Genomic DNA, 26,184 nt, shown 5'->3' with positions numbered 1-26,184 from the left:
ATTCTATGCGTCGCGGCTATGTCGGATGCTCGGAGGCTGCTGATCAGGGCCTGAGCGCCGTGGTGGTGCGGTCGCGCAGGGTGAGATCGCGATGCGTCGCCGTCGCTCGCCATCCGTCCGCAGCCAGGATGTCGCGGATCGACTCCCCCTGCAGCTCTCCGTGCTCGATGACCAGAAGTCCCCCGGGATGCAGCAGACGCAGCGCGCGGGAGCTGAGCGCCCGCACCACATCGAGGCCGTCCTGTCCCCCGTAGAGCGCCAGCGCGGGATCGAAGAGCCGCACCTCGGGGTCGCGCGGGATCGCCTCATCGGGGACGTACGGCGGATTCGAGATCACGACCGTCGCCGTGCCGTCCAACTCGAGGAAGGCCTCGCTCAGATCGGAGAGCACGAGCGTCAGATTCTCGACCCCCGCGACGTTGCGCCGCGCCCACTCCTGCGCATCCTCGGAGAGCTCCGCAGCGAAGATCCGCGCATGCGGCACCTCGGTCGCCATCGCCAGCGCGATCGCGCCGCTCCCGGTCCCGAGGTCGACGCCGATCGGTGCCGACTCCGGGGAGTTCAGCAGCGCATCGATCGCGTACTGCACGACGGTCTCCGTCTCCGGACGCGGCACGAAGACACCGGGGCCGACGGCCAGTTCGAGGTGGCGGAAGGGTGCCGAGCCCGTGATGTGCTGCAACGGCTCGCGTGCGGCACGGCGGGTCACCAGAGCATCCAGCGCCGCCGCCCGCTCGTCGTCGAGGCCGTCTCCGCGGACGATGCCGGCCTGCACCTCGCCACGTCGACGGCCGAGGACATGACCTGCGAGCAGTTCGGCGTCGACCAGAGGATCCGGGACGCCGGCGTCGGTCAGGCGCTGGGCTGCGGCACGGACGTGCGCCGCCAGAGAGGTGTCGGACATGCCTTCCAGCGTAGAGTGCACGCGCCTGTCACATAGGCGCCGTCGACTCCCCTCTCCCTTAGGCTGGTCCGGCAGCGATCCCGCACAGGAAGGCTCCTCATGCCCGGCATCCACTCCGACATCACGACCGCGTTCGGCAACACGCCGCTCGTTCGTCTGAACCGCGTGACCGAAGGCCTGGGAGCCACCGTGCTCGCCAAGCTCGAGTACTACAACCCCGCGTCCAGCGTGAAGGACCGCATCGGCATCGCGATGATCAACGCCGCCGAAGCCTCGGGCGAGCTGAAGCCGGGTGGCACGATCGTCGAGTCGACCAGTGGCAACACGGGCATCGCCCTCGCGATGGTCGGAGCAGCACGCGGATACCGCGTCATCCTCACGATGCCGGCCTCCATGTCGAAGGAGCGCCGGGTCCTGCTCAAGGCGTTCGGCGCCGAGATCGTGCTCACGGACCCCACCAAGGGCATGAGCGGTGCGATCGAAGAGACGAAGCGCATCGTGGCCGAGACGCCGGGCGCTATCTGGATCCGTCAGTTCGAGAACCCGGCCAACCCGCAGATCCACCGCGAGACCACGGCGCAGGAGATCCTCCGCGACACCGACGGCGCGATCGACATCTTCGTCGCCGGGGTCGGAACCGGCGGAACCGTCACCGGCACCGGCCAGGCCCTCAAGGCCGCGAAGCCCGGTGTGCAGGTCATCGCCGTCGAGCCCAAGGACTCCCCCGTCCTCAGCGAAGGACACCCCGGCCCGCACAAGATCCAGGGCATCGGTCCGAACTTCGTCCCGGACGTGCTCGACCGCGACGTGATCGACGAGATCATCACCGCCGAATTCGACGAGTCCCTCCGCGTCGCCCGTGATCTCGCCGCCACGGAGGGTCTGCTCGTGGGTATGTCCTCCGGGGCCGCCGTGTCCGCGGCGCTGAAGGTGGCGGCCCGCGCCGAGAACGCGGGCAAGACGATCGTCGTGGTGATCCCGGACACCGGTGAGCGCTACCTCTCCACCGCGCTGTTCGAGGACCTGCGCGAAGACTGAGATCTCCGATGGGCATCATCGGGCGAATGCGCGAAGACATCGCGGCAGCCCGTCTCCGTGATCCGGCCGCACGCAGCGCCGTCGAGGTGGCACTCCTGTACCCGGGACTCCACGCGATCTGGGCGCACCGCGTCTCGCACGCGCTCTGGCGACGGCGACTCCGACTGCTCGCGCGCGCCGGATCGCAGCTGTCACGCTGGATGACCGGGATAGAGATCCATCCGGGCGCGAAGATCGGGCGTCGCTTCTTCATCGACCACGGCATGGGCGTGGTCATCGGCGAGACCAGCGAGATCGGTGACGACGTGATGCTGTATCACGGCGTCACCCTCGGCGGACGGACGCGCACCGCAGGGAAACGCCATCCGACCCTCGAGGTCGGCGTGGCCGTGGGTGCCGGCGCGAAGATCCTCGGCCCCGTGACGATCGGGGCCGGCTCCGTGGTCGGCGCGAACGCCGTGGTCACGCGCGATGCGCCCGCCGACAGCGTGTTGGTCGGCGTTCCCGCGAAACCACGACAGCGCAGCGCCGGTGAGGACACCCGCGCGCTGCTCACCGCTCCGGACTACGCGATCTGAGCGTCGGGCGTCGCTGCACGACTCAGCGTCGTGCGTCCTTGACGGACTCGACCTTCTTGCGCAGGAAGATCAGCGGCAGCAGGACGCTGCCCAGCGCGGTGATCAACCACACGATCACCGATCCGAGAAGCCAGCCGGTGAGATCGGTGATGCGGAGTCCGCCGATGGGAAGCAGCACCACGATGATCAGCGAGATCAGGGTCGAGAAGATGCCGATGCCGCCCATGAGCACGGGCGCGTAGCGATTCGCCATCTTGCCGACCCACGGTGCCAGGACGCTCTGCAGGATCGCGAAGATCAGGATGCAGATGACGAAGCCCCACCACTTGTCCCATTCGATCTGGAACCCTTCGAGAGCGAGGTCGGCGACGATCAGGCCGAGGCCGGCCGATATCACGTACATCAGACCGCGGAACAGGAGTGTGATCACGGCCTGAGCCTAGCGCTCAGCGTGGCTTCGCGCCTCAGGATTCGGCGCCGAGTGCGGCGAGCCGCGCTTCCTCATCCGCGGTGATCGCGCTCTCGATCAGCGGGTCCAGCGCGCCGTCCATCACCTGATCGAGGTTGTAGGCCTTGAAGCCGGTGCGGTGGTCCGCGATCCGATTCTCCGGGAAGTTGTACGTGCGGATGCGCTCGGAGCGGTCCATCCCGCGGATCTGCGAACGGCGCGCGTCGGACGCCGCCGCGTCGAGCTCCTCCTGCTGCCTCGCGAGCAATCGGGCGCGAAGCACGCGCATTCCGGCCTCGCGGTTCTGCAACTGCGACTTCTCGTTCTGCATCGACACGACGATGCCCGTGGGGACGTGGGTGATGCGCACGGCAGAATCCGTCGTGTTCACCGACTGCCCGCCGGGGCCGGACGAGCGGAAGACATCGATCTTGAGATCGTTCTGATCGATGTGGATCTCCTCCGGCTCGTCCACCTCGGGGAAGACCAGCACACCCGTCGTGGAGGTGTGGATGCGTCCCTGCGACTCGGTGGCCGGCACACGCTGCACGCGATGCACGCCCCCCTCGTACTTGAGATGCGCCCAGACGCCCTGCGCGGGGTCGGACGAGGAGCCCTTGATCGCGACCTGCACGTCCTTGTAGCCGCCCAGGTCGGACTCGTTGCGCTCCAGGAGCTCCGTCTTCCAGCCCTTGGAGGCGGCGTACTGGATGTACATGCGCAGCAGGTCGGCTGCGAACAGTGCGGACTCCGCACCGCCCTCACCGGCCTTGATCTCCATGATCACGTCACGCGCATCGTCCGGGTCACGCGGGATGAGCAGACGACGCAGACGTTCCTGGGACTCCTGCAGCTCCTCCTCCATCGCGGGGATCTCCGCCGCGATGGACTCGTCTTCCCGGGCGAACTCGCGAGCCGTCTCCAGATCATCGGTCGCAGCGACCCATGCCTCGTAAGCGGCGACGATGCGCGACAACTCGGCATAGCGACGGTTGACGCGCTTCGCGCGGGCGGCGTCGGCGTGCACCGCCGGGTCGGAGAGTTCCTCCTGCACCCGGCGATGCTCGTCGATCAGAGTCTGGACGGACTCGAACACGGCTCAGCCGCTCAGCGGATGTTGTTGTCGTGCCCGTGCGCGCCCGAAGGGAGCGTGGGGATCGACTTCTGCATCTGCACGAGGAACTCGACGTTCGAGTTGGTCTCCTTGAGCTTGCCGAGGACGACCTCGAGGGCCTGCTGCTGGTCGAGGCCGGCGAGGGCGCGACGCAGCTTCCACGTGATCTTGACCTCGTCGGCCGACAGCAGCATCTCCTCGCGGCGGGTGCTCGACGCGTTCACGTCGACCGCCGGGAAGATGCGCTTGTCCGCGAGCGCACGCGACAGGCGCAGCTCGCTGTTGCCGGTGCCCTTGAACTCCTCGAAGATGACCTCGTCCATCTTCGACCCGGTCTCGACCAGGGCGGTGGCGAGGATCGTGAGGGATCCACCGTTCTCGATGTTGCGCGCGGCTCCGAAGAAGCGCTTGGGCGGGTAGAGCGCGGAGGCGTCGACACCACCGGTGAGCACACGACCCGAGGCCGGAGCCGCCAGGTTGTAGGCACGGCCGAGGCGCGTGATGGAGTCGAGCAGCACGACGACGTCGCGGCCGAGCTCGACCAGACGCTTCGCACGCTCGATCGCGAGCTCCGCCACGGTGGTGTGGTCTTCGGCGGGCCGGTCGAACGTGGAGGCGATGACCTCGCCCTTGACCGAGCGCTCCATGTCGGTGACCTCTTCGGGGCGCTCGTCGACGAGCACGACCATGAGGTGGACCTCAGGGTTGTTCTGCGCGATCGCGTTCGCGATCTGCTGCAGCACGATCGTCTTGCCGGCCTTGGGCGGAGCGACGATGAGGCCGCGCTGTCCCTTGCCGACCGGGGCGACCAGGTCGATGATGCGCTGGGTCAGCTTCTCGGGAGCCGTCTCCAGACGCAGGCGCTCCTGCGGGTAGAGCGGAGTGAGCTTGCCGAACTCCACACGCGTGGCTGCGTCGTCGATCGACAGACCGTTGATGGAGTCGACCTTGACCAGCGCGTTGTACTTCTGACGGCCCTGCTGCTCGCCTTCGCGCGGCTGCTTGATCGAGCCGACGACGGCGTCACCCTTGCGCAGGTTGTACTTCTTGACCTGTCCGAGCGAAACGTAGACGTCGCTCGGACCGGCGAGGTAACCGGTCGTGCGGACGAACGCGTAGTTGTCGAGGACGTCGAGGATGCCGGCGATCGGGATCAGGACATCGTCCTCGCCGATCTCCGTGTCGAACTCATCGGTCGGAGCACCGTTGCGGCGCTTGTTGCGCTGGCGATTGCGGTTGTTGCCGCCGGACGGCTCGTCATCCCCGGCCGGCTGAGCCTGCTGGTCCTGCCCGGAGCTGTTCTGCCCGCGTCCTCGGTTGCGGCTGCGGTTGCGGTTGCGACCACGCCCGCCCTGCTCCTCACCACCGTCGGAGTCGGAGCCGGAGTCGCCGTTCTGAGGCGCGTCGGCGGGAGCGGCGTCTGCTGCCGTGTCCTTCACCGGCGCGGGGGCGTCGGCGTCGGGCGTCGACTTCTGCGCACCGCGGCGACCGCGTCCCGTCGACTTCGGTGCGGATTCCGCAGCGGCTTCGGCCGGGGCGGCGTCTGCAGCCGGAGCGTCCGAGGAAGCGGCATCCGCGGCGGGAGCCTCGGCATCCGCCTTCTTCGCGCGGCTCCGACGCGGTGTCTTCGCCTTCGGCGCCGCCTCGGGCGACTCGGCGGACGCCTCCGCAGATGCGGGCTCGCTCGTCGTGGCGGCAGCCGCCTTCGTCGTCTTCGCCTTCGTCGTCTTCGGCTTCGCGGGCTTCTCGGCGCTCTCGACCTTTTCCGCGTTCTCGGCCTTCTCGGCCTTCTCCGCGGTCGTGGCGGTGCTCGCACGACGCGGTGCGCGCTTGCGCGCCGGCGCCGTCTCGGTGGTCGCTGCAGCAGCTTCCGCGGCCGGTGCCGAAGAATCGTTCTGGGTCTCGGAGAGGTTCTCCACGAGTACTCCCTTATATGTCATGGGGAATGAGCGTTGAACGCGCACAACGGGTGCTGCGCACGATCGCACGGGCCGGCGCTCAGCGCCAGCCAGCCTCGGCACTTGTGCCTCAAGGGTTTGCGTGCGGGTCTTGCAAGAGTTGCAATGGGGCCAGATTCACGTCGTTACGTGGAGCCCTCCGCTCGAGTCCCCACTGTACCACCACGAACGTCGACTGCGAGCAGGAGCGCCTCCCACGGGGTGTCGGTGACCTGGTCGGCCAGCTCCACCGCGTCTTGACGACTCCCCGGTCCGTCCGCGAGGACGAGAACGCTCGGCCCGGCACCGGAGACGACCGCCGCGAAGCCCGCCTTGCGCAGCGCCTGCACGAGTCGCTGGGTCTCCGGCATGGCCCCGGCCCGGTAGTCCTGATGGAGCCGATCGGCAGTCGCATCGAGGAGCAGTTCCGGGCTCTGCATGAGGGCGGCGATCAACAGCGCCGAGCGGGAGACGTTGAACACCGCATCCGCTGTGGACACATGGGGCGGCTGCAGCGATCGCGCCTGCGAGGTGGACATCGTGTAGGCCGGGACGAGGACGAGCGGCGAGACACCGCGGTGCACGAGCAGCTTCTTGTGCTGCGGGCCGTGCTCTCCCATCCATGCGATCGTCAATCCGCCGAAGAGCGCAGGAGCGACGTTGTCGGGGTGGCCCTCGATCTCGGTGGCCAGGCGCAACAGATCGGTGTCGCCGATCTCGACGTCGCCCGCGAGGAGCCCCTTCGCCGCGAGCACCCCCGCGGCGACGGCAGCCCCGGAGGATCCGAGACCGCGGCCGTGCGGCACGCCGTTCTCGGCGACGATGCGCAGTCCGGGCACCGGTCGGCCCGCGTCCGCGAAGACATAGGCGATCGTCCGGACGATGAGGTTCGAGGCGTCGCGCGGAATCTCGGCCGCACCCGAACCGGTGACCTCGATGTCGAGTTCACCGGCCGGCAGCGCGGTGACCTGGAGCGTGTCGTAGATGCTGAGGGCCAGGCCGAGCGTGTCGAATCCCGGACCGAGGTTCGCACTGGTCGCGGGGACCCGCACCTCGACGGTGCGCCGGTCGACGGATACCCCGTCGACCGGGGGCAGTGCTGTCGCCACCGTCACTCGCCTTCCACGCGGAGCACCGACACGACCCGTGCCACGACGGCGCTGTCGGCGAGGGCGTCGACGGTGGCGCTGAGTGCCTGCTCCGTCGCACGGTGGGTTCCGATGATCAACCGTGCGGTGGGCTCGTCCTCGCCTTCGACGGTCTGCACGACGGTCGCGACGGAGACTCCTCCGTCGCTGAGGATGCCCGCGACCGTGGCGAGCACACCGGGCGCATCCGAGACCTCGAGCGTGATCTGGTAGCGCGTGGTGACGTGTCCGATCGGGACGACCGGAAGATTCGCGCGGGTCGATTCGCCCACGCCGACGCCGCCGGCGATGTGGCGACGGGCCGCCGAGACCACGTCTCCGAGCACGGCGGACGCGGTCTGGACGCCACCGGCACCCGCACCGTAGAACATCAGGGATCCGGCGGCCTCCGCCTCGACGAACACGGCGTTGTTGGCACCGTGCACCGAAGCGAGGGGGTGGGAGTTCGGGACCAGCGCCGGGTATACGCGCACCGAGATCGACTCCGCACCGTTCGCCTCGATCCGCTCGCACACGGCGAGCAGCTTGATCACGAAGCCCGCTGCGCGCGCCTCCTCGATCATCGACGGGGTGATCGACGTGATCCCCTCGCGATACACGGCATCGAGCGGCACCGCGGTGTGGAAGGCGAGGCTCGCGAGGATCGCGGCCTTCTGCGCGGCGTCATAGCCCTCGACATCGGCGGTCGGGTCGGCCTCGGCGTACCCGAGGCGCTGCGCGTCGGCGAGCACATCGGCGAAGTCCGCGGCCTCGCTGTCCATCCGATCGAGGATGTAGTTCGTGGTGCCGTTCACGATACCCATGATGCGCACCACCCGGTCACCCGCCAGCGAGTCGCGCAGGGGGCGGATGATCGGGATCGCACCCGCAGCCGCGGCTTCGTAGTACACGGAGGCACCGACGCGGTCGGCCGCTTCGAACAGCTCGGGGCCGTGGGTCGCCAGCAGCGCCTTGTTGGCCGTGACCACATCCGCACCGGCGCCGATCGCCTGCAGGATGGTGCCGCGGGCCGGCTCGATGCCGCCGATGAGTTCGATCACGATGTCCGCGCCGAGGACCAGCGATTCCGCATCGGTGGTGAAGAGCTCTGCGGGGAGATCGACGTCGCGGGGCGCGTTCACATCGCGCACCGCGATGCCGGCGAGCTCCAGTTCGGCACCCGCCCGGTCGGCCAGCTCGTCACCGTGGCGCAGCAGGAGCGCCGCGACCTGGGAGCCGACCGCTCCCGCACCCAGCAGTGCCACACGAAGTCGTCGGTAGTCAGTCATGGTTACTCCTTCGGAGGTGGGTCATTTGTCTCGATCGGCGGCCGGAGCCCCGTCGATGCCCGTGTCACGGGCCAGCACATCGTCGAGGGTCTCGCCACGGACGATGACCGTCGACCGGCCTTCGCGCACGGCGACGACCGGCGGACGCGGAACGTGGTTGTAGTTGCTGGCCAACGACACGCAGTACGCGCCGGTCGCCGGTACCGCCAAGAGGTCTCCGGGCACGAGATCGTCGGGCAGATACTCGTGATCGACCACGATGTCGCCCGATTCGCAGTGCTTGCCCACGACGCGGCTGAGGCGGGGCTCGCCCGCACCGACGCGCGAAGCAAGGCGTGCAGAGAATTGCGCGCCGTACAGAGCGGGGCGCGCGTTGTCACTCATTCCGCCATCGACGCTGACGTAGCGGCGCACGGCACCCGACTCCACCGTCACGTCCTTGGTGGTGCCGACCTCGTAGATGGTGACGCCGGCGGTACCGACGATCGCGCGGCCGGGCTCGAACGACAGGGCAGGCATCGGGATTCCGCGCGCGGCGCACCCCTCCGCCACCGCGTCGACGATCTCACCGGCGAGGTCCTCGATCGGCGTCGGGTCGTCCACGCGCGTGTAGGCGATGCCGAAGCCGCCGCCGAGGTTGAGCTGCGGCACCGGGCCGTCCTGGAGCAGGGTGGCATGCAGGTCGAGCACGCGCGACGCCGACTCGCGGAATCCTGCGACGCCGAAGATCTGTGAGCCGATGTGACAGTGCAGGCCCGCGAACATCAGCCCGGGAATCTCACGGATCCGGGCGACGGCGTGCTCGGCGTCCGGCAGCGGGAAGCCGAACTTCTGATCCTCGTGGGCCGTGGCGAGGAAGTCGTGGGTCTCGGCGTGCACACCGCTGATCACACGCACCAGTACGCGCTGTGTGGTGCCGGTGCGGGCGGTGATGGCGGCGAGCCGCTCGATCTCGATCGCGCTGTCCACGATGATCGTGCCGACTCCGACCTCGACGGCACGCTCCAGCTCGGCGACCGACTTGTTGTTGCCGTGGAAGCCGAGGGACGCCGCGGCGACACCGGCAGCGAGCGCGACCGCGAGCTCCCCTCCGGTGCAGACGTCGATGCGGAGCCCCTCGTCGACCACCCAGCGCGCCACGGTCGTGCACAGGAACGCCTTGCCGGCGTAGTAGACCTGCGCCGTCGTCCCGTGCTCGGCCGCTGCACGATCGAACGCGACACGGAATCGTCGGGCACGCCCCCGCACCTCATCCTCGTCCAGGACCAGCAGCGGCGAGCCGTAGGTACGCGTGAGAGAGGGGGCGCTGACGCCGGCGATGAGGAGCGCGCCGCCGTCGTCGCGCACGGCGGACTCGGGCCAGACGCCGTCGGCGAGATCGTTCGCGTCGTCGGGGACGACGAGCCATTCCGGAGCGAGCGAATCGGCAGGGGGAAGCACTGATCACCAATCGTGGGAAGGATCTCGGGCGAGCGGGCGCACATCGAGGTTGTCCCGATTCTAGGGCACCGGCCCCGCCACCCTGGTCAGAGTGACGCTCGACGTCAAGCCCCCTGTGATGAGCAGTTCACGCCTCCTAGGGTGGGGACGTGGCGAACACCGAAACACCGACACACTCCCCCGCGCGCCCCGGACTGGTCGCGCGCATCACGGGCCCGCTCATCGCGTGGGCTCTGGCACGGCGCCCGGTGCGCGCGGCATTGCTGTACAGCGAGCGACGCGGGCCGATGCTCGCCGACAGCGTCACCTACCGCGCGTTGTTCAGCGTCTTCGCCGGCGTACTGCTCGGCTTCTCGATCGCCGCGCTCTGGCTCGCGGGGAATCCGGCAGCGTTGCAGGCGATCATCGATGCCGTCGAGGCGGCCGTGCCGGGACTGATCGGAGAGGAAGGGGTGATCGATCCGGACGCCCTCCGGGCGCCCGCATCCTTCTCCATCGCCGGCATCATCTCCCTGATCGCCCTGGTGGGCGCCGCGCTGAGTGCCATCGGCTCGTTGCGCACGGCGGTGCGGGTCCTCGCCGGCACCCTTCAGGACGACATCCTGTGGATCTGGGTCATCCTGCGCAATCTCGCTCTCGCGCTCGGCATCGGTCTGGCGTTCGTCGTCTCGGCAGGACTCACGTTCGTCGGTCAGCTCGGCGTGACGTGGATCGCCGACATCCTGGGCCTCCCGTCCGATTCCCCTGCGGTGACGTGGGGCGTGCGTCTGCTCTCACTCCTGGTCGTGTTCGCTCTCGACACCGCACTCATCATCGGCGTCTTCCGCGTGCTCTCGGGGGTGCGTCCGGCCGCACGCTCCCTGTGGCCCGGCGCGCTGCTCGGCGCCTTCGGCCTCCTGGTCCTGCAGGAGCTGTCCGGCCTGTTCGTGGGCGGCGCGACGAGCAACCCGCTCCTCGCCTCCTTCGCGACGCTGCTCGCGCTGCTCATCTGGTTGAACTTCTCCGCGCAGGTGATGCTGTTCGCCTGCGCGTACATCGTCACGGCCGAGGAAGAGGCTTCGGACCGCGTGCACGCACGTTATGCCGCGACCACCTTCCCTCAGCGGCGTCTGCAGCGGGCCGAGGTCGACGTGCGGATCGCGACGGCGGAGCTGCGGGCCGCGCAGGAGGCCGCAGCAGCGGACACGTCGTCCTAGCGTCGCCGCACCCCGCTACATCACCACGGCTCCGTTGTGACCGATACGCCTATACTGGTCACAACGAGAGGAAGCCATGGACGCTCGACGACGGCGGATCGACCTCCCCCACGCCACGGTCTCCGCTCTGGAGTGGCGGCCGTCGACGGAGTCCGCGCGGCCCGTGCTGCTGTTGCACGGTGGAGGCGCCGACAGTGCCGCTCTCTCCTGGGGCGAGGTCGGCCCCGCCCTCGCCGACGCCGGACACCGCGTCTTCGCCCCCGATCATCCCGGCTTCGGACAGAGCCCGAGCGCCGCGTGGACCCTCACGCAGGAGAACCTCGTCCGCCACGTCGGCGAGCTCGTCGACTCCCTCGAGCTGAGCGACTACGCGATCGCCGGCCTCTCCCTCGGCGGCGGGATGACGATCGGGCATCTGCTCGACCGCCCCGCCGGGGCGCGCACCGCTGTCCTCCTCGGATGCTACGGAGTGATGCCCCGCCTCGCCGACGGCCCGCTCGGTCGGGTGACCCATCTGGCCTCCTTCCTCCTCCTGCGCTCGGGCCTGCTGGCTGCGATGACCCGCTCGTACGCACGCAACGCCTCGGCGATGGAGCGCGGTCTGCGCGACCTGGTCCGCGATCCGCGTGCGCGCACACCGGAACTCGTGGACGCCGTGGCCGTCGAAGCGGCGCACGGAACGGGCTTGGCGACCTTCGGTCAGTGGCAGCGCGACCAAGTGCAGTGGAATCGGCTGCGCACGGTCTATACGGAACGGCTGCCGTCGATCCGCACACCGACGCTGTTCGTGCACGGGACCCGGGACTCCGGCGTTCCGCTCGCACGCATCGAGAAGGCCTCGGAGCTGCTGCCGGATGCAGCCCTGCTCACGGTCCCCGAAGCCGGACACTGGGTCCAGCGCGACCGGCCCGATCTCGTGATCCCCGCGATGATCGAACACCTGCGAAGGAGCGACGATGCCGCGACCGCGCGTCCCTGACCGGAGAGAACGCATCCTCGATGCCGCAGAAGAGCTCGTGCTCGCTCAGGGCTTCGACCATATGAGTGTCGCGTCCGTCGCCGCACGCGCAGGCATCGGCAAGGGCGCCGTGTATCTGGAGTTCGCCGGCAAACGCGACGTCCTCGATGCCCTGCTGATGCGAGGGAACACGCGCATGGCCGATCGCGTCCGCCGCGAGCTGGGAGACCACCCTCGTCTCGGCGATGCCTGCCGGGCGACTGCGCGAGCGCTGCTGGATGATCCGCTTATGACTGCGGCCTTCCTGGATGACCGGGGCGTGCTCGGCTCCCACGTGATGGAGGTGACCGACGATCGCTACCGGACACGCCATCACCGAGTGGTCGAGTGGTTCCGGGAACTGCAGGATCGCCACCTCATCATCGCCGACGTCGATCCCCGCTCGCTCGCCCTGGCCCTGTCGAGCACGACCATCGGGCTCCTCTCTGCGGCGCGCCTGCTCGGTCCGCTCGACCGGTCCCTGCTGGAGGACACGATCGACACCATCGGGCGGATGGCCGCGACCTTCGAAACGGAGCGATGATGCAACGGGAATCCTCTGCTTCGGCCCACGACGGCCCGGTGCTGCTCCTCCACGGCGGGGGCGTGGCCGGATGGATGTGGGATCCGCTGCGTTCCCACCTCACCGCGGAGCATCGCCTCCTCGTTCCGGATCTCCCGGGCCACGGCCGCAACGCCGCCGATCCGTATGTGTCGCACGCAGAGACCACCGCCGCACTCGCGCAACTCCTCGAGGAGGAAGGAGGTTCTGCGACGGTCGTCGGGTTCTCGCTCGGCGCACAACTGGCCGTCCGACTCGCCGCGGAACGGCCCGACCTCGTGGACCGCGTGGTCGTCATCAGCGCGCAGGCCACGCCGATGCGAGGCACCGCCGCGACGCTCGCGATGCTCGGCGCCCTGTCGTGGCTCGCGCGGCAGAGGTGGTTCGCGAAGCTGCAGGCGCGTCAGCTGTACATCCCCGATGAACTCCTCCCCGAGTACATCCGGACCTCCGCAGGCATATCCCGAGAGACCCTCCTGCGCTCCGTCGAAGAGAATCTCCGGTTCGTTCCCCCCACGGCGTGGGGAGCCTTTCCCGGCGACGCGTTGATCCTGGTCGGCGCCGCGGAGAAAGCACTCATGAAACGCTCTGCCGCCGCACTCGACGCGGCCCTCCCACAGAGCACGCTCCAGGTCGTGGACGGATGCGGCCACGGCATACCGCTGCAACGTCCGGCCTGGCTGGCACAGCGGATCGAGGACTGGCTCGCCGACACCGCTGAACGCCCCTAGCGACGCTCCCTCAGCTCGGGCAGACGCCCTTGTCCTGCAACGACGTGTCCGTGACGATCGCTCCGTCGACGTCGACGTCGATCACCGCCGCGCCATCGACGATCTCGAGCCCGGTGAGGGTGAGTCCGGCGGGGAGTTGATCGGCGATGCACACCCGCTGCGGTTTCGTGACCTCCTGACCGAGCGAGCCGAGCGTCGAACCGACCTGATCGAGGTCGATGTCGAGCCCGCCGATGCTGGCGGCCACCGGTGTGAGTTCGAGGTCGCCGTCGACGACTCCGGGGGTGACGGTCAAGGAGAGCGGCACGGACGCGCCGAACACGGTGATCGATCCGCTCACGGTGGCGTTCGGAGCCTCGAGCTCGACGGATTCGATGGGAAGGTCTGTGCCGGCGAGCAGGGAGGTGAACTGCCCCTGATCGATGCGGATCGTCCCGGAGGCGCCGCCGAGCTCACCGCCGCGCAGCGGGACGTCGGTCGCCGTGACCTCCGCCGCACCCGTGATGCCTTCGAGGGTGACCGAATCGGTCGACAGACGCAGGGACTCCAGGTTTCCGCCGATGAGTTGCGGAAGGACCAGGCCCCGCGTCTCGACATCGAGCTGCTGATCGGCGGGCAGATCGAGCTGCTCCACGACGATCGACCGCACGATGCCCGGCAGCACGGCGCGCGCCACGAACTCGGCGGCGACGACGAGCGCTGCCAGAACGATCACCACGACCAGCAGCACCCAGGGCCAGCGACGTCTCCGGGTCGCGCCCTCGGGTGACTGCTCAGGCGAAGAACCGGGGATCACGAGCGTCGGATGCTCGGCACCGGCCTCCGGATACGGGAGGGTGTGGTTGTCGTCGCTCATGACGCGACCATCACATGCGCTCGGGTGCGCTGACCCCGAGGAGGTCGAGGCCGTTGCGGAACACCTGACCGGCGGCATCGTTCAGCCACAGGCGGGTGCGGTGGACCGTCTCGATCGGGTCATCACCCTGAGGGATGACACGGCAGTTGTCGTACCAGCGGTGGTACAGCCCCGCGAGCTCCTCGAGGTACCGCGCGACACGGTGGGGCTCACGCACCTGGGCGGCGAACGCAACGATGCGCGGGAACTCCTGCAGAGCTCCGAGAAGGGCGGCCTCGGATTCGTGCGTGAGGGTCTCCGGGGCGAACTCGGAGCGGTCGACGCCGGAGTCGGCGGCGTTGCGAGCGACGTTGTGCGTCCGGGCATGGGCGTACTGCACGTAGAACACCGGGTTGTCGTTGGTGCGCTTCTGCAGCAGCTCGGGATCGAGATCGAGCGGGGAATCCGCCGGTGAGCGCTCCAGGGAATACCGGATGGCGTCGGTGCCGAGCCAGTCGAGCAGGTCGTCCATCTCGATGATATTGCCGGCGCGCTTGCTGAGGCGGGCGCCGTTGATCGACACCATCTGTCCGATCACGACCTCGACGTTCTTCTCCGGATCCTCACCCGCCGCACCCGCGATGGCCTTGAGCCGGTGCACGTAGCCGTGGTGGTCGGCGCCGAGCAGGTAGATCTTGTTCTGGAACCCGCGGTCTCCCTTGTTCAGGTAGTACGCGGCATCGGCGGCGAAGTAGGTGTACTCGCCGTTCGAACGGCGGATGACACGGTCCTTGTCGTCGCCGAAGTCGGTGGTGCGCACCCAGACCGCACCGTCCTCGTCGAAGACGTGGCCCTGCTCGCGCAGACGGTCGACGGCCTGATCGATCAGGCTCGACCCCGACGCGTCCTTCGCGTGCAGCGTGCGCTCGGAGAACCACACGTCGAAGGGCACGTTGAAGCGGCCGAGGGAGGACCGGATCTCGGCGAGCTGGAACTCGTAGGCGAGCTCGAGCGCCACCTCCGACTGCTCGTCGTCGGGCAGCTGGAGCAGATCCGGACGCGCTTCGAGAACACGACCGGCGAGCGTCGTGATGTACTCCCCCGGATAGCCGCCCTCGGGGGTGGGCTCGCCCTTCGCCGCAGCGAGAACCGAAAGGGCGAAGCGCTCCATCTGCGCGCCGGCATCGTTGATGTAGTACTCCCGGACGGCATTCGCGCCGCTCGCGAGGAGGAGGCGGACGATCGAGTCGCCGAGCGCGGCCCACCGCGTGTGCGCGATATGCAACGGTCCTGTCGGGTTCGCCGACACGAACTCCACGTTGACGCTGACGCCTTCCTGCGACGTGTTGGTGCCGTAGGCGGAGCCCGCGTCGACGATGACCTTCGCCAGGGCACCGGCGGCGGCCGCATCGAGCCGGATGTTGATGAAGCCCGGACCGGCGACCTCAGCGCTCGCGATCCCCTCGACCCCACCGAGACCGTCGGCGATCTGCTGGGCGAGCGCCCGCGGGTTCGTGCCGAAGGGCTTGGCCAGGCGCATGGCGATGTTCGACGCCCAGTCGCCGTGGTCGCGGTTGCGCGGACGCTCCAGCACGATGTCGGCGGCGGTGAGTTCCAGAGGCTCGCCGGGACGTCGTTCCTCGGCGATGGGAGCGAGGACGGCAAGGACGGCGGCGGCGAGCGATTCGGGGTTCATAGCCTTCCCAGTTTACGGGGCGCCACGACGGCATCCGACGGCGCGGGACGTGCGGAATTCGCAATCCGCTCACGGTGATCTACTCTCGTCCCATGAAGGCCACCGTCCCGCGCCGTCGACTGCACCGCGCAGGAGTGGCCATCGCCCTCCTCCTCGCGGTGACTGCGGGCGTTCTCGGAGTATGGCGACCGTGGATCCCCCTTCCCGCGGAGGCGCCGATGGGCGCCGCGATCGAGGGTGCCGACGCCGCGTCCGAGGCGATCGCCCCTGCTCCCCTCACCCTGCCCCAGCACCCGACCGTCCTGGTCTTCGGCGACTCCTGGACCTACGGCACTGCGGCGACGGTACCGACCCTCGGCTACGCCTACGTCCTGGCGAGCCTGATCGACGGCCGGACGATCGTGAACGGCGTCCGAGGGAGCGGATACCTCAAGCCGGGTCTCGACGGCCCGACCTTCGGCGAGCGCATCACCGCGCTCGACCCCGCCCTCTCCCCCGACCTCGTGATCATGCAGGGATCCATCAACGACCGGAAGCAGGGCGTCGCAGGCTACCGCGAGGCCGTCGCCGCAGCCTGGGACGCGATGGCTGCGAAGTATCCGGAGGCGGCGATCGTCGTGCTCGGCCCGGCACCGCACGAACTCCCCGTGGGCGCGACGACCGCTCGCATCGACACGGATCTGGGTGAGCTCGCCGCGGCACGGGGCTGGTGGTACATCTCCCCCATCGCCCAGGGCTGGATCACCGCGCAGAACTATCTCGATGTGATCGACGTCGATCGGGGACGCAAGCACCCTTCGACCGAAGGACACCGTTACCTGGCCGAAAAGGTCGCCGCCGCCCTCGACGAGATGCGCGCCGCGCCGGTCACCGAGGCGGGCGGGTCGGAGACGACCCCCGACGAGTGATATTGTCGATCGGTACGCCTCCGTAGCTCAGTGGATAGAGCGCCGGTTTCCGGTACCGTAGGTCGCAGGTTCGACTCCTGTCGGGGGCACATCGGGTGGTACGCGGATGGTATGTGAATACGTACGCGTAACCCCCAAGTACGAGAAAGGCCGCCTGGCTTCAGGCGGCTTCTCTCGTTGGAGATGCATCGGTGCGCGATGCCTGAACTCCGGCCTCGTCGTCGCCTGCGCGAGCAAGACGCAGTGGCGGAATCGGGTGCTCTCACTCCAGATCACGCCTCTCACCGGAAGCAGCCAATGAAGTTCATCGAGATCCCCATGCTCCCGATAGTCGTTCCGGTGGGGATCGTGACCTTCCTCGTGCTGATCCGCGTCCTTCGCTCTCGCGGTCGCGTCACGTTCGCCCGCGCATCGGTCGCCGGTGCTCTCGCGATCTACGCGGGAGGAGTGCTCGCCAACACGATTTTCCCGATCTTCCTGCGCATCGGGACGGGGTTCTATGACGGACCGCGTCCGTTACCGCTCTACCTCGTACCCTTCGTGGACTACGGGCTCGAGGACGCTCTCATCAACATCGTGGTGTTCATTCCGCTCGGAGGACTCATTCCCCTGTTGTCCCCGCGTCCGAGGTGGTGGAAGGTGCTGGCAATCGTTGCCGGCGCGAGCCTCGCGATCGAGCTGGCCCAGATGGCTACCGCTCGACTCGCCATGGGTGGTCACCTCGCAGACATCAACGACTGGCTGACGAATGTCCTGGGCGGCATGATCGGCTACGGCCTCTTCAGCCTCCTCACGCGCTCGAGCAGGATCGCCACATTCTTTGACCGCTTTCGATGGCCGCCACGGCAACGGCCCGCTCGCGTCGAGGCTGAGGCGAGAAGCGCTTCTCGGTCGACCGCGACCCCGTCACGATCCCATACGACGTGATGCCACCCTTGGACAACCCTCATCATCGTGCGAGGGTGGAGTGATGGGCACTTCACGCGGCAGCGAGCGACGGGCGACGGGCCTCGGGGTGTTCTGCGCCGCGTACTCGACGTTCGTCACCATCCTGATCCTCTCCGGAATCGCTGCTCCGACGCTGTGGTGGACGGTCGTTGGTGTCGGACTCACGGGCGCAGCATGTCTCGGAAACGCGTCTCGGCTCCGACGCGAACGGTTGCGCGCACAGGTGCCATCCGAGAAGAAGTCGGGCTCGTAGCAAGCGAGGTCGGGGCCGTCAGACCTTCTCTTCTTCCGGACGGCTGCGCGCTGTGGTCGATCCGAGAGATACGGTGGCGAGCAGCCCGAGGGCGAGGAAGCCCGCAGCCGTCCATGCCGCATATCGAGTCCCTTCGGAGAAGGCGACCTTGGCGTCCTCCGCGGCACTCGCGGTTGCGGGGTTCGCCTCGAGCCCACTGATCGCCGCCCCGGCGCTGTCGACCACGGCGGACACGATCTGGTCCCGCTGCGCGGCGGGGATCCCTCGCTCGTCGAGCGACAAGGCGAGGATGCCCGCGGTACTGCTGAAGAGCACGGTGCCGAGCACCGCCACACCGAGCGCGGCACCGATCTGCCGGGATGTGGACTGCGTGCCCGATGCGGCCCCGCTGTCCGCGACCGGCACGTCGGCGAGCACGACCCCGGTCAACTGGGCGGTGGCGAGCCCCACGCCGAGCCCGTAAACGAACAGGAACGGGACGAGCGGTCCCCACGTGGCGTCGGGTCCGATCACGAAACCCACCCCGGCCACCCCGACGATCTCCGCGAGGAGTCCGACGCGCACGACCCACACGGGCGCGATCCTCCCGCTCGACGCACCTGCCACGCCGCTGGCCAGGAACGATCCGCCCGCCAGCGCGAGCAGGAGCAGTCCGGTCTGCACGGCTTCGAACCCGAGGACGAATTGCAGCCAGAGCGGGAGCGCGAGGATGATGCCGAACTCACCCAAGGACACGACGGCGGCCGCGATGTTCCCGTTGCGGAAGGACGGGATGGAGAACAGCCGCAATGCCAGGAGCGTCGAGCGTCCCGTGCGTTCGCGGTATCGGCCCCACAGGATGAACGCGACCACGGCGAACACGGCCACGGCGAAGAACAACGGAATCGGCGACAGCTCCCACGGCCAGACCCATTCGCCCACCTGCGGACGGGTGTCGACGAGCCACCACCCGTAGGAGCGCCCCTCGATGAGGCCGAACACGAGGCTGCCCATCGCCACGATCGACAACAGTGCGCCGACGACGTCGATCTTGGCGACGCGATCACCGCGAGATTCCGCCACCGTCAGCAGCACGCCGATCACGATGATGATGCCGAGGGGGATGTTGATGCCGAACGCCCAACGCCACGAGTAGGCGGTCGTCAGCCATCCTCCCAGGAGAGGACCGACGGCTGCCATGCCTCCGATCGTCGACCCCCAGACGGCGAACGCGATGCCTCGTTCCTTCCCGCGGAAAGTCGCATTGATGACCGAGAGCGTGGTCGGCAGGATCATCGCCCCACCGACGCCCTGCACCAGACGGGAGAGAATCAGGATCCCCCCGCCCGGCGACAGGGCGGCGAACACCGACGCGGTCGCGAAGACCACGACCCCGATGATCATCATCCGACGCCGCCCGAAGCGATCGGCGAGGCTGCCGAACACGAGCAGCAGCGACGCGAACACGAGGGTGTACGACTCCTGCACCCACTGCACCTCGGTCGAGGTGATACCGAGATCCTCGACGATCGCGGGAATGGCCACGTTGACGATCGTCGAGTCGACGATGATCAGCGAGACCGCGATGCTGATGAAGACGAGTCCGAGCCAGCGCCATCGCGCGTACCGATCCATAATCGCTAGCTTAGTTAGCTAAATCCCTCGGCGCGACGCTGGCTTTCGCGGCCCGCGGCGGGCGTACTCTGATGACGTAGACCACGGAAGACTCCCGAGGACGGCCGGCATGAATCCCACCGACGCGCCGCGCGGAACCCTCCTGTATGTGGAGGACGACGCGGAGATCGCCGCCCTGACCGTGGAGATGCTGGATGACGTGTACGACGTGGACCATGCCTCCGATGGCGAGAGTGCACTCCGACTCGCGCTGAGCAGGCGTTACGACGCGATGGTCGTCGACCGTCGTCTGCCCGGCATGGACGGCGTCGCCTTCGTGCGTGCGGTACGGACGGCGCACATCACGACCCCCATCCTGATGCTGACAGCGCTCGGGACGGTCGATGACCGGGTGACAGGTCTCGACGGCGGCGCGAACGACTATCTGGTGAAGCCGTTCGACTACGACGAACTGCTCGCGCGCCTTCGCGCCCTGCGGAGAGCCTTCCGCGCAGAGAGCGCACGCAGAGCACTAGGCGAGTGGGTGTTCGTCCCCGATTCCCAGGCGATCTACGACCCCTCGGGATTCCGCGTGGCGTTGACCGCGACCGAGAACGCACTCCTGGAGCTGCTCACGGCGAGTCCGGAGCACGTCTTCAGCAGGGAGGAGATCCTTCGAGCGGTGTTCCACGCGGGCGACACCACGAGCTCGGTGGACACCTACGTGCACTATGTGCGGCGTAAGACGACCCCGGACGTGATCGAGACCATCCGTGCGCGCGGCTACCGGGCCGGGACGCCCTCATGAGCGACGACGAGGCACGCGTGCAGCGAATGGCGCTGTCGATCGGACTCTGGGTCGGCGTCGCCTCGGGCGTGATCGTGACCATCGGCATCGGGATCCTGATCGCGGTGGTCCTCTCGACCTCTCGCCGCGAGGGCGACGAACATGGCGGCGGATGGTTCGGCGGTCCTGCCGGTTTCGGCGACGACTTCATCGTCGACATCGATGTCGTCGTGCCGACCGTGATCGTCCTGGGCATCGTCGGCGTCGTACTGCTGGGCGGCGTCGCCGCCATCGCCGCCCGCCGGTCGGTCCGGCCGCTCGATGAAGCGCTGCGGCGGCAACGAAACTTCGTGGCCGATGCCAGCCACGAGTTGCGCACACCCCTGACGACGTTGACGAGCCGCCTCCAGGTGCTGCAGCGTCGACGTGAGCGAGGTGACGATATCGGGCCGGGTCTGGTCGAGCTGCGGCGTGACGCAGATTCCATGAGTGACGTTCTGAACGACCTGCTGATAGCCGCCGAGGGCGAATCCCACGCCGAGGGAGAGGCGCATGTGGCCCAGGCGGCGGCCACGGCGATCGCCGCGATGTCGACCATCGCGCAGGAGTCGGAGGTGAATCTCGCGGTGTCCGTCGACGCTGACTCCGAGGTTCGGATCCCGCCGGTGACGCTGGTCCGCATCCTCGTCGCCCTCCTCGACAACGCGGTGCAGCACTCTCCGACCGGGAGTACCGTGACGATCCGCGTCGGGCGTGAGGCAGGCGACGCCCGCGTGCGTGTCATCGATGAAGGCACCGGGATAGACGGGATCTCTCCGGATCACGTCTTCGAGCGGTTCTCCCGTCCCCCCGAGAGCGGACGCCCCCGCGGCTTCGGCCTCGGGCTCTCGCTCGTCCGCGATGTCGCGCGACGAGCCGGCGGTTCCATCGTGGTCGAGAGTTCGAACTCGGGTGGCACGACATTCCTCCTCACGCTGCCGGCGCGCCACTGACCTGGCGCACGTCGATCACCGTCGATCCGAGCCAACGCGTGATCGCCCCGTCGTCGCCCACCGTGACCCCGGTGCGAGACGCGGACGCCGTGATCCAGGAGTGATCCGTCGGCCCCGCGACCACGGCGGCAGTCGCCCACACATCCGCGTGAGCGAGCCCGTCCGCGACGATCGTGGCTGAGGCGACGCCGGTCGCAGGTTCGCCCGTTCGCGGATCCAGGATGTGGTGGCCGCGCTCGGACGTGCCCGACGTCGCGACGGCGCCGTCGGTGATATCGATAGTGGCGATCATCCGGCCCCGGTCATGCGGGTCCGCGATCCCTACGTGCCATTGCCAATCCGCACCTGCCGCGGTGAAGAGCTGCAGGTCTCCCCCCGCGTTGATCCCGACCGCGATCGCCGAGGAGAGAAGCGGCGCCAAGTGCCGCCGGCTCGCCTCCTCGACGGCCCATCCCTTCACCCAGCCCGTGGGATCGAACGACCCGTCCCAGCGGGCCGAGAACAAGCCCTCGGTCCGGTGCTCCGCCTCGTCGCACGCAGCCGCGACGAGATCCACTCGGGGGTCCGCGTCTGCCAGTGCCAGCTCGCCCCGGCGGATCCGACTGATGTCTGACTCCGGCCGATACGTCGAGAAGAGTCCGTCGATCTCGTGCAGGTCGTGGAAGCATGCCCGCACAGCGCGCTCGGTGGACGCCTCCGGCTCCCCGAACGAGATCAGATGAACGCTCATCGGGATGCCCATGATCTCTTCGACCCAGACCCGCTTCACCTCCTGCGCCGCGCGCATCAGCCCTGCGCCTGATCGATCGCGCTCTGCAACGACGACAGGTAGCCGTCGCTCGTGTATGTCGCGCCCGACACCATCTGGATCTGCGAGCTCTGCGACTGCAGCGTCTCCGATACGAGGCGGGGGATCGCGACGCCGTTGATCTGGCGGTCCCGTCCGTTGCTGTCCGGGTAGTCGAGCGCCTGCACGTCGCTGATCCGTCCCTGGGAGATGGTGACCTGCACTCGCACCGGCCCGTACCGGGTCTGGGAGGTCGTGCCGGTGTACGTCCCGTCGGTGAAACCGTTGCCTGCAGACGAACCGGAACTCGACGCACCCGGGGTGCTCACGGTCGCCCCCGATACGGGACTGCTGTCCGCCGGCATGACGGCATCGACCGACGTGCGGTAGCTGAACAGGAGCACGAGACCGCTGACGGTCGCGAGCACGGCGTAGAGGATCTTCTTCATGGTGAGCTCCCTGGTCAGATCGTGAACGACTCGGAATGGATTCGGTGGGTGGGGAAGCCGGCACCCTCGAGATCTCGCTTGAGGTCTCTCATCCACGCCTCGGCGCCGCAGACGAAGACGTCGTAGTTCTCGGGGTCGGGGATGAGATGGCGAAGAAGGTCGGGACCGCTCCAGGCGCCGTGGCTTGCCGCTATCCAGCTCGACGAACCCGCGGACCGAGGGCCGACGAACGGCAGATGACGCAGCCCTCGACGGACCACGAGGTCGGCGATCGCGCTCCGTCGAAGGGCATCCTCGGCGAGAGAGTCGCGGGTGAGGAGCGTCGCGTCTCCCGGCGCGTAGTCCTCCGCCTCCAGAAGGGCGAGCAGTGGGGCGACCCCCGCTCCTGCACCGATCATGAGCAGCTTCGTCCCGGTGCGACGCTCCCCCGTCATCTCCCCATACGGCCCTTCGACGATGACCCGGGTGCCCGGTGTGAGCGTCTCCAGTCGGCGTGTGCCATCGCCGACCACGCGGGCGGTCAGGGTGAGCTCTCTCCCCGGCACGGAGGATAGGGAGAAGGGATGCCCGCGCGTCCACCCTGGTCCGTCGAGGAAACGCCAGACGAAGAACTGCCCGGCACGGGCGCCCAGCGTCTCGACAGCGTGCCCCGCGACGCGGATGGTCACCCCGCGGGCTCCGTCGGCTTCGACGCTCGCCACGCGCAGCGCCAGACGTGTGGAACGAAACAGGGGCATGCCGATTCGGAACACGAGGATGGACGCCGCCGCGATTCCCCAGAGCGACCACCAGTACAGCGTCGCGAGCGGTGAGGAGAGGAAATCCGCCCCTGTCCACAGCTGGTGAGGAAGCGCCAGCCCGACCCCGAGGTAGGCGTAAAGGTGCAGAAGATGCCACGACTCGTAGCGCAGACGCCGGCGCGCACGACGGATCGAGGTGATCACGACGAGCAGGATCAGCAGTGTGCCTGCCGTTGCCAGCAGCATTCCCGGATAATCCCAGACGAAACTCCACAGCTGACTGAACGGGTCGACACCTGCGGTGATCGCGTATCCCACGGCGAGCAACGCGATATGGGCGGCCATCAACCAGAACGACCAGAATCCGACGAAGCGATGCATCCGTGTGATGCCGTCCCGACCGAATCCTCGCTCGAAGAGTGGCACCCGCGCCATGAGCAGAACTTGGTACAGCAGCAGATTCGCAGCGATCAGTCCGGTCAGTCGTCCCACCGTGGTGAGGGTCTCCCCGGTGAAGCCGAGGACCGCACCGATACCGCCGCCCCACACCCAGAGCGCCGCGACAAAGAGGCTCGTCGCCCAGATGACGGTGATCGCTCCCGCCCGCCAGGCCCGCGTGAGACGGCGGCCCGGGCGTGGAAGCGCTGCGGCCGCCACGGGGGCCGGACTGCGCGGTGTCGTCGTCGAGGTGGTCATGTGTACATGGTCGAGGGGCGACTCTGAGACAGGTCTAAGGAACGGGGAACCACTGCAGTCTCACAGCCGATCCATGGATTCGGGGCGCCTTCCCGTGTGCTGCTGGCACCGCGCAGCGATTCGCGGGAAGCTGAGGCATGAGGTTTCTCCCCCTGCTGTGGCGCTATCCGGCCATCACGATCACCGTCCTCGTGTTCGTCGGCGTGCTGGTCCTCCACGCGAGCGGAACCGCGGACCTCGGCCGATGGATCGCGACGGGCTATGTGGCGGTGTTCGTCGCCTGGACCCTGGTCGGGATGGTGCGCGACGTGCTCCGTGGTCACGTCGGGCTCGACATCCTGGCGGTGGTCGCGATGGTCGCCACGCTCGCGGTCGGCGAGTACATCGCCTCCCTCATCATCGTGCTGATGCTCTCGGGAGGAGAGGCTCTCGAGGACTTCGCCGGACGCCGCGCGAAACGCGACCTGTCCGCGCTGCTGGATCGCTCCCCGCGCATCGCCCACGTGCTCGTGCATCCGGAGACCACGGAATCGGATGATTTCCGGGATGTTCCCGTGGATCAGGTCTCCGTCGACGACGTCCTCCTGGTGCGACCGTCCGAGATCGTCCCGGTCGACGGCACCCTCCTGACCGCGACGGGAACCTTCGATGAGTCCTCGCTGACCGGCGAGAGCATGCCTGTGACCCGCGAGGCCGGCGGAGAGGTGCTCTCCGGGGCGATCAACGGAACCCGCGCTGTGCGCATTCAAGCCGTTCGCACGAGCGCGGACAGCCAGTACCAGCAGATCGTGGCACTCGTGCACGAAGCGGAGGCGTCCCATGCTCCGGTCGTGCGACTGGCCGACCGCTTCGCGATCCCGTTCACGGCGGTGTCGCTCGTGCTCGCCGGCACCGCGTGGGCGATCTCCGGCGAATCGACACGGTTCGCCGAGGTGCTCGTGCTCGCCACGCCGTGCCCCCTCCTGATCGCGGCTCCCGTCGCCTTCCTCGGCGGACTGTCGCGCGCAGCGAAGGCCGGAGTCATCATGAAGGGCGGCGCCGTCCTCGAACAGATCGCGCGCGTGCGGTCGGCCGCTTTCGACAAGACGGGCACGCTCACGCAGGGCAGACCGGAGCTCGTCGACGTGCGCCCGACGAACGGCTTCGATGCGGACGAACTCCTGCAGCTCGCCGCCGCGGCGGAGCAGTACTCGACGCATGTCCTCGCCGAGGGCATCCGACGGGCGGCCGAACAGCGCGGTCTCCCCCTCCATTCCGCCGAAGAAGCGCGCGAGGAGGCGACGAACGGTGTGGTCGCCCGCATCGGCGGGCGGGTGGTGGTGGTCGGCAAACCGGCCTACGTCTCCTCCCACGCGCCCGATACGGTGCGCGCGACGCTCGACGTGAGCCAGGCCGCCGCGTATGTGTGCGTCGACGGTCGCTTCGCCGGCGTCCTCGTGCTCGCCGACCATCCGCGACCGGAGGCGGGATCGGTCGTCTCCTGGCTGCGCCGGAACAGCGTCGACCGGATCGTGATGCTCACCGGGGACGTGGGTCCGACGGCGGAATCCGTCGCCCATCAGGTGGGGATATCCGAGGTCCACGCAGAACTGCTTCCTCCGGAGAAGGTGCGTCTGGCCGCCGAACTCCACCCGCGGCCGGTGATGATGGTCGGCGACGGGGTCAACGACGCGCCCGTGCTCGCCGCCGCCGATATCGGCATCGCCATGGGAGCGAAAGGAGCGACTGCTGCCGGCGACGCCGCCGATGTCGTGATCCTCGTCGATTCCCTGGCGAAGGTCGTGGACGCGCTCTCCATCGGCCGGCACACCCTGCGCGTCGCGCTCACGGCGATCTGGATCGGTATCGGGCTGAGCGTCGGGCTCATGCTCGTCGCGATGACGGGCGTGATTCCAGCGGTGGCCGGGGCTCTCGTCCAGGAACTCGTCGACCTCGCAACCATCCTGTACGCGCTCCGCGCGCTCAGCGGTCCGACCTCGTCCCTTCCGCCCACGACGGTGCGGCCGCTACGCGAGGGCGCACGCGAGTCCTCCGGGTGAACTTCTGACGAAAACGCTCGCGTGCGGGGACAACGTGGATAGTCTGGCGTCATCGTAGGAGCCGCCGTCGCCGATGACGCAGCTCACGGCCGAAAGGACC

25 protein-coding genes and 1 tRNA gene are annotated in these 26,184 nt (G+C 68.5%); 13 read left to right on the top strand and 13 right to left on the bottom strand.

Translation table 11 applies throughout. The features are described 5' to 3' along the window. Positions 1-43 precede the first annotated feature (43 nt). A complete protein-coding gene (prmC, locus tag L978_RS03825) occupies positions 44-904 on the bottom strand; it encodes a peptide chain release factor N(5)-glutamine methyltransferase (RefSeq protein WP_047520458.1) in 861 nt (286 codons plus the stop codon). 99 nt (positions 905-1,003) lie between these two features. Between prmC and cysK the strand changes: the two genes are divergently transcribed. Together cysK and epsC are read left to right on the top strand one after the other, a co-directional pair. Beyond that, positions 1,004-1,942, top strand: a complete 939-nt coding sequence (gene cysK, locus L978_RS03820; protein WP_047520456.1) for a cysteine synthase A — start codon at positions 1,004-1,006, stop codon at positions 1,940-1,942. An 8-nt stretch (positions 1,943-1,950) separates the two neighbouring features. After that, the gene (epsC, locus tag L978_RS03815; protein ID WP_047520454.1) at positions 1,951-2,520 is read left to right on the top strand and encodes a serine O-acetyltransferase EpsC; all 570 of its coding nucleotides are present in this window, start codon (positions 1,951-1,953) and stop codon (positions 2,518-2,520) included. Between the two features lie 22 nt (positions 2,521-2,542). Here the strand turns inward: epsC and L978_RS03810 are convergent, their stop codons facing one another. The 6 genes from L978_RS03810 to lysA all read right to left on the bottom strand — a co-directional run bounded on the left by L978_RS03810 (position 2,543) and on the right by lysA (position 9,875). Beyond that, the gene (locus L978_RS03810; protein ID WP_047520449.1) at positions 2,543-2,950 is read right to left on the bottom strand and encodes a phage holin family protein; all 408 of its coding nucleotides are present in this window, start codon (positions 2,948-2,950) and stop codon (positions 2,543-2,545) included. A gap of 34 nt (positions 2,951-2,984) precedes the next feature. Then, positions 2,985-4,064 (bottom strand): peptide chain release factor 1, encoded by a 1,080-nt coding sequence (gene prfA / locus L978_RS03805; protein ID WP_047520447.1) that lies wholly within the window; start codon positions 4,062-4,064, stop codon positions 2,985-2,987. An 11-nt stretch (positions 4,065-4,075) separates the two neighbouring features. Beyond that, a complete protein-coding gene (gene rho / locus L978_RS03800; RefSeq protein ID WP_047520445.1) occupies positions 4,076-6,001 on the bottom strand; it encodes a transcription termination factor Rho in 1,926 nt (641 codons plus the stop codon). A gap of 164 nt (positions 6,002-6,165) precedes the next feature. Further along, on the bottom strand, positions 6,166-7,128 hold the full coding sequence (thrB, locus tag L978_RS03795; RefSeq protein WP_442921785.1) for a homoserine kinase: 963 nt from the start codon (positions 7,126-7,128) through the stop codon (positions 6,166-6,168). A gap of 2 nt (positions 7,129-7,130) precedes the next feature. Then, positions 7,131-8,435 carry a homoserine dehydrogenase gene (locus tag L978_RS03790; protein WP_047520443.1) on the bottom strand — a complete coding sequence of 435 codons (1,305 nt, stop codon included), beginning with the start codon at positions 8,433-8,435 and terminating at the stop codon, positions 7,131-7,133. A 21-nt stretch (positions 8,436-8,456) separates the two neighbouring features. Beyond that, a complete protein-coding gene (lysA, locus tag L978_RS03785) occupies positions 8,457-9,875 on the bottom strand; it encodes a diaminopimelate decarboxylase (protein ID WP_047520441.1) in 1,419 nt (472 codons plus the stop codon). Between the two features lie 149 nt (positions 9,876-10,024). On the opposite strand from lysA, the gene L978_RS03780 reads away from it, so the two are divergent. The 4 genes from L978_RS03780 (at position 10,025) to L978_RS03765 (ending at position 13,361) form a co-directional block, all read left to right on the top strand. Next, on the top strand, positions 10,025-11,071 hold the full coding sequence (locus L978_RS03780; RefSeq protein ID WP_047520439.1) for a YihY/virulence factor BrkB family protein: 1,047 nt from the start codon (positions 10,025-10,027) through the stop codon (positions 11,069-11,071). Positions 11,072-11,147: 76 nt separating this feature from the next. Continuing rightward, entirely contained in the window at positions 11,148-12,050 is a 903-nt protein-coding gene (locus L978_RS03775; RefSeq protein WP_047520437.1) for an alpha/beta fold hydrolase, read from the top strand. Continuing rightward, a complete protein-coding gene (locus L978_RS03770) occupies positions 12,028-12,612 on the top strand; it encodes a TetR/AcrR family transcriptional regulator (RefSeq protein ID WP_047520435.1) in 585 nt (194 codons plus the stop codon). Before L978_RS03775 ends, L978_RS03770 begins: the two co-directional genes overlap by 23 nt. Next, the gene (locus tag L978_RS03765; RefSeq protein ID WP_231554966.1) at positions 12,609-13,361 is read left to right on the top strand and encodes an alpha/beta fold hydrolase; all 753 of its coding nucleotides are present in this window, start codon (positions 12,609-12,611) and stop codon (positions 13,359-13,361) included. Before L978_RS03770 ends, L978_RS03765 begins: the two co-directional genes overlap by 4 nt. A gap of 10 nt (positions 13,362-13,371) precedes the next feature. Here the strand turns inward: L978_RS03765 and L978_RS03760 are convergent, their stop codons facing one another. Further along, complete coding sequence (locus L978_RS03760) at positions 13,372-14,217, bottom strand: LmeA family phospholipid-binding protein (RefSeq protein WP_047520433.1); 846 nt, start codon at positions 14,215-14,217, stop codon at positions 13,372-13,374. A 10-nt stretch (positions 14,218-14,227) separates the two neighbouring features. Continuing rightward, positions 14,228-15,892, bottom strand: a complete 1,665-nt coding sequence (gene argS / locus L978_RS03755) for an arginine--tRNA ligase (RefSeq protein ID WP_047520431.1) — start codon at positions 15,890-15,892, stop codon at positions 14,228-14,230. A 92-nt stretch (positions 15,893-15,984) separates the two neighbouring features. Between argS and L978_RS03750 the strand changes: the two genes are divergently transcribed. The 4 genes from L978_RS03750 to L978_RS03735 all read left to right on the top strand — a co-directional run bounded on the left by L978_RS03750 (position 15,985) and on the right by L978_RS03735 (position 18,001). Beyond that, on the top strand, positions 15,985-16,800 hold the full coding sequence (locus tag L978_RS03750; RefSeq protein ID WP_231554965.1) for an SGNH/GDSL hydrolase family protein: 816 nt from the start codon (positions 15,985-15,987) through the stop codon (positions 16,798-16,800). Positions 16,801-16,816: 16 nt separating this feature from the next. Next, positions 16,817-16,889, top strand: a tRNA-Arg gene (locus tag L978_RS03745). 208 nt (positions 16,890-17,097) lie between these two features. Then, complete coding sequence (locus L978_RS03740) at positions 17,098-17,727, top strand: VanZ family protein (protein WP_081996909.1); 630 nt, start codon at positions 17,098-17,100, stop codon at positions 17,725-17,727. A 43-nt stretch (positions 17,728-17,770) separates the two neighbouring features. Continuing rightward, entirely contained in the window at positions 17,771-18,001 is a 231-nt protein-coding gene (locus L978_RS03735; protein WP_047520427.1) for a hypothetical protein, read from the top strand. Between the two features lie 18 nt (positions 18,002-18,019). On the opposite strand, the gene L978_RS03730 is transcribed toward L978_RS03735, so the two are convergent. Further along, the gene (locus tag L978_RS03730) at positions 18,020-19,615 is read right to left on the bottom strand and encodes a DHA2 family efflux MFS transporter permease subunit (protein WP_047520425.1); all 1,596 of its coding nucleotides are present in this window, start codon (positions 19,613-19,615) and stop codon (positions 18,020-18,022) included. Between the two features lie 109 nt (positions 19,616-19,724). On the opposite strand from L978_RS03730, the gene L978_RS03725 reads away from it, so the two are divergent. Together L978_RS03725 and L978_RS03720 are read left to right on the top strand one after the other, a co-directional pair. Continuing rightward, complete coding sequence (locus tag L978_RS03725; RefSeq protein ID WP_047520423.1) at positions 19,725-20,402, top strand: response regulator transcription factor; 678 nt, start codon at positions 19,725-19,727, stop codon at positions 20,400-20,402. After that, positions 20,399-21,373, top strand: a complete 975-nt coding sequence (locus tag L978_RS03720) for a sensor histidine kinase (RefSeq protein ID WP_047520421.1) — start codon at positions 20,399-20,401, stop codon at positions 21,371-21,373. The genes L978_RS03725 and L978_RS03720 overlap by 4 nt, the downstream gene beginning before the upstream one ends. Here L978_RS03720 and L978_RS03715 read toward each other — a convergent pair. From L978_RS03715 to L978_RS03705, 3 genes are read right to left on the bottom strand one after another with little or no spacing between them, the layout of a single operon-like run. Continuing rightward, positions 21,351-22,160, bottom strand: a complete 810-nt coding sequence (locus L978_RS03715) for an FAD:protein FMN transferase (RefSeq protein WP_047520420.1) — start codon at positions 22,158-22,160, stop codon at positions 21,351-21,353. The genes L978_RS03720 and L978_RS03715 overlap by 23 nt on opposite strands. Continuing rightward, the gene (locus tag L978_RS03710) at positions 22,160-22,609 is read right to left on the bottom strand and encodes an FMN-binding protein (RefSeq protein WP_047520418.1); all 450 of its coding nucleotides are present in this window, start codon (positions 22,607-22,609) and stop codon (positions 22,160-22,162) included. The genes L978_RS03715 and L978_RS03710 overlap by 1 nt, the downstream gene beginning before the upstream one ends. Positions 22,610-22,623: 14 nt before the next feature. Continuing rightward, complete coding sequence (locus L978_RS03705) at positions 22,624-24,045, bottom strand: ferredoxin reductase family protein (RefSeq protein ID WP_052193305.1); 1,422 nt, start codon at positions 24,043-24,045, stop codon at positions 22,624-22,626. Between the two features lie 137 nt (positions 24,046-24,182). Here L978_RS03705 and L978_RS03700 point away from each other — a divergent pair, with 137 nt between their 5' ends. Then, positions 24,183-26,084 (top strand): heavy metal translocating P-type ATPase, encoded by a 1,902-nt coding sequence (locus L978_RS03700; protein ID WP_047520416.1) that lies wholly within the window; start codon positions 24,183-24,185, stop codon positions 26,082-26,084. Positions 26,085-26,184 lie beyond the last annotated feature (100 nt).

The organism is Microbacterium sp. ZOR0019, from assembly GCF_000800925.1.
Lineage (GTDB): Bacteria > Actinomycetota > Actinomycetes > Actinomycetales > Microbacteriaceae > Microbacterium > Microbacterium aurugineum.
The sequence above is the reverse complement of the archived record's forward strand: the minus strand, read 5'-3'. Positions and strand labels throughout refer to the sequence as shown.

Coding starts and splice junctions, on each gene's coding strand:
- L978_RS03765 (WP_231554966.1), top strand. CDS start 12,609: ATGATGCAACGGGAATCCTCTGCTTCGGCCCACGACGGCCCGGTGCTG.
- L978_RS03750 (WP_231554965.1), top strand. CDS start 15,985: ATGAAGGCCACCGTCCCGCGCCGTCGACTGCACCGCGCAGGAGTGGCC.
- L978_RS03720 (WP_047520421.1), top strand. CDS start 20,399: ATGAGCGACGACGAGGCACGCGTGCAGCGAATGGCGCTGTCGATCGGA.
- L978_RS03770 (WP_047520435.1), top strand. CDS start 12,028: ATGCCGCGACCGCGCGTCCCTGACCGGAGAGAACGCATCCTCGATGCC.
- L978_RS03705 (WP_052193305.1), bottom strand. CDS start 24,045: ATGACCACCTCGACGACGACACCGCGCAGTCCGGCCCCCGTGGCGGCC.
- L978_RS03740 (WP_081996909.1), top strand. CDS start 17,098: ATGAAGTTCATCGAGATCCCCATGCTCCCGATAGTCGTTCCGGTGGGG.
- L978_RS03790 (WP_047520443.1), bottom strand. CDS start 8,435: ATGACTGACTACCGACGACTTCGTGTGGCACTGCTGGGTGCGGGAGCG.
- L978_RS03730 (WP_047520425.1), bottom strand. CDS start 19,615: ATGGATCGGTACGCGCGATGGCGCTGGCTCGGACTCGTCTTCATCAGC.
- epsC (WP_047520454.1), top strand. CDS start 1,951: ATGGGCATCATCGGGCGAATGCGCGAAGACATCGCGGCAGCCCGTCTC.
- L978_RS03715 (WP_047520420.1), bottom strand. CDS start 22,160: ATGCGCGCGGCGCAGGAGGTGAAGCGGGTCTGGGTCGAAGAGATCATG.
- L978_RS03725 (WP_047520423.1), top strand. CDS start 19,725: ATGAATCCCACCGACGCGCCGCGCGGAACCCTCCTGTATGTGGAGGAC.
- argS (WP_047520431.1), bottom strand. CDS start 15,892: ATGAACCCCGAATCGCTCGCCGCCGCCGTCCTTGCCGTCCTCGCTCCC.
- prmC (WP_047520458.1), bottom strand. CDS start 904: ATGTCCGACACCTCTCTGGCGGCGCACGTCCGTGCCGCAGCCCAGCGC.
- L978_RS03775 (WP_047520437.1), top strand. CDS start 11,148: ATGGACGCTCGACGACGGCGGATCGACCTCCCCCACGCCACGGTCTCC.
- L978_RS03710 (WP_047520418.1), bottom strand. CDS start 22,609: ATGAAGAAGATCCTCTACGCCGTGCTCGCGACCGTCAGCGGTCTCGTG.
- cysK (WP_047520456.1), top strand. CDS start 1,004: ATGCCCGGCATCCACTCCGACATCACGACCGCGTTCGGCAACACGCCG.
- L978_RS03700 (WP_047520416.1), top strand. CDS start 24,183: ATGAGGTTTCTCCCCCTGCTGTGGCGCTATCCGGCCATCACGATCACC.
- L978_RS03760 (WP_047520433.1), bottom strand. CDS start 14,217: ATGAGCGACGACAACCACACCCTCCCGTATCCGGAGGCCGGTGCCGAG.
- L978_RS03735 (WP_047520427.1), top strand. CDS start 17,771: ATGGGCACTTCACGCGGCAGCGAGCGACGGGCGACGGGCCTCGGGGTG.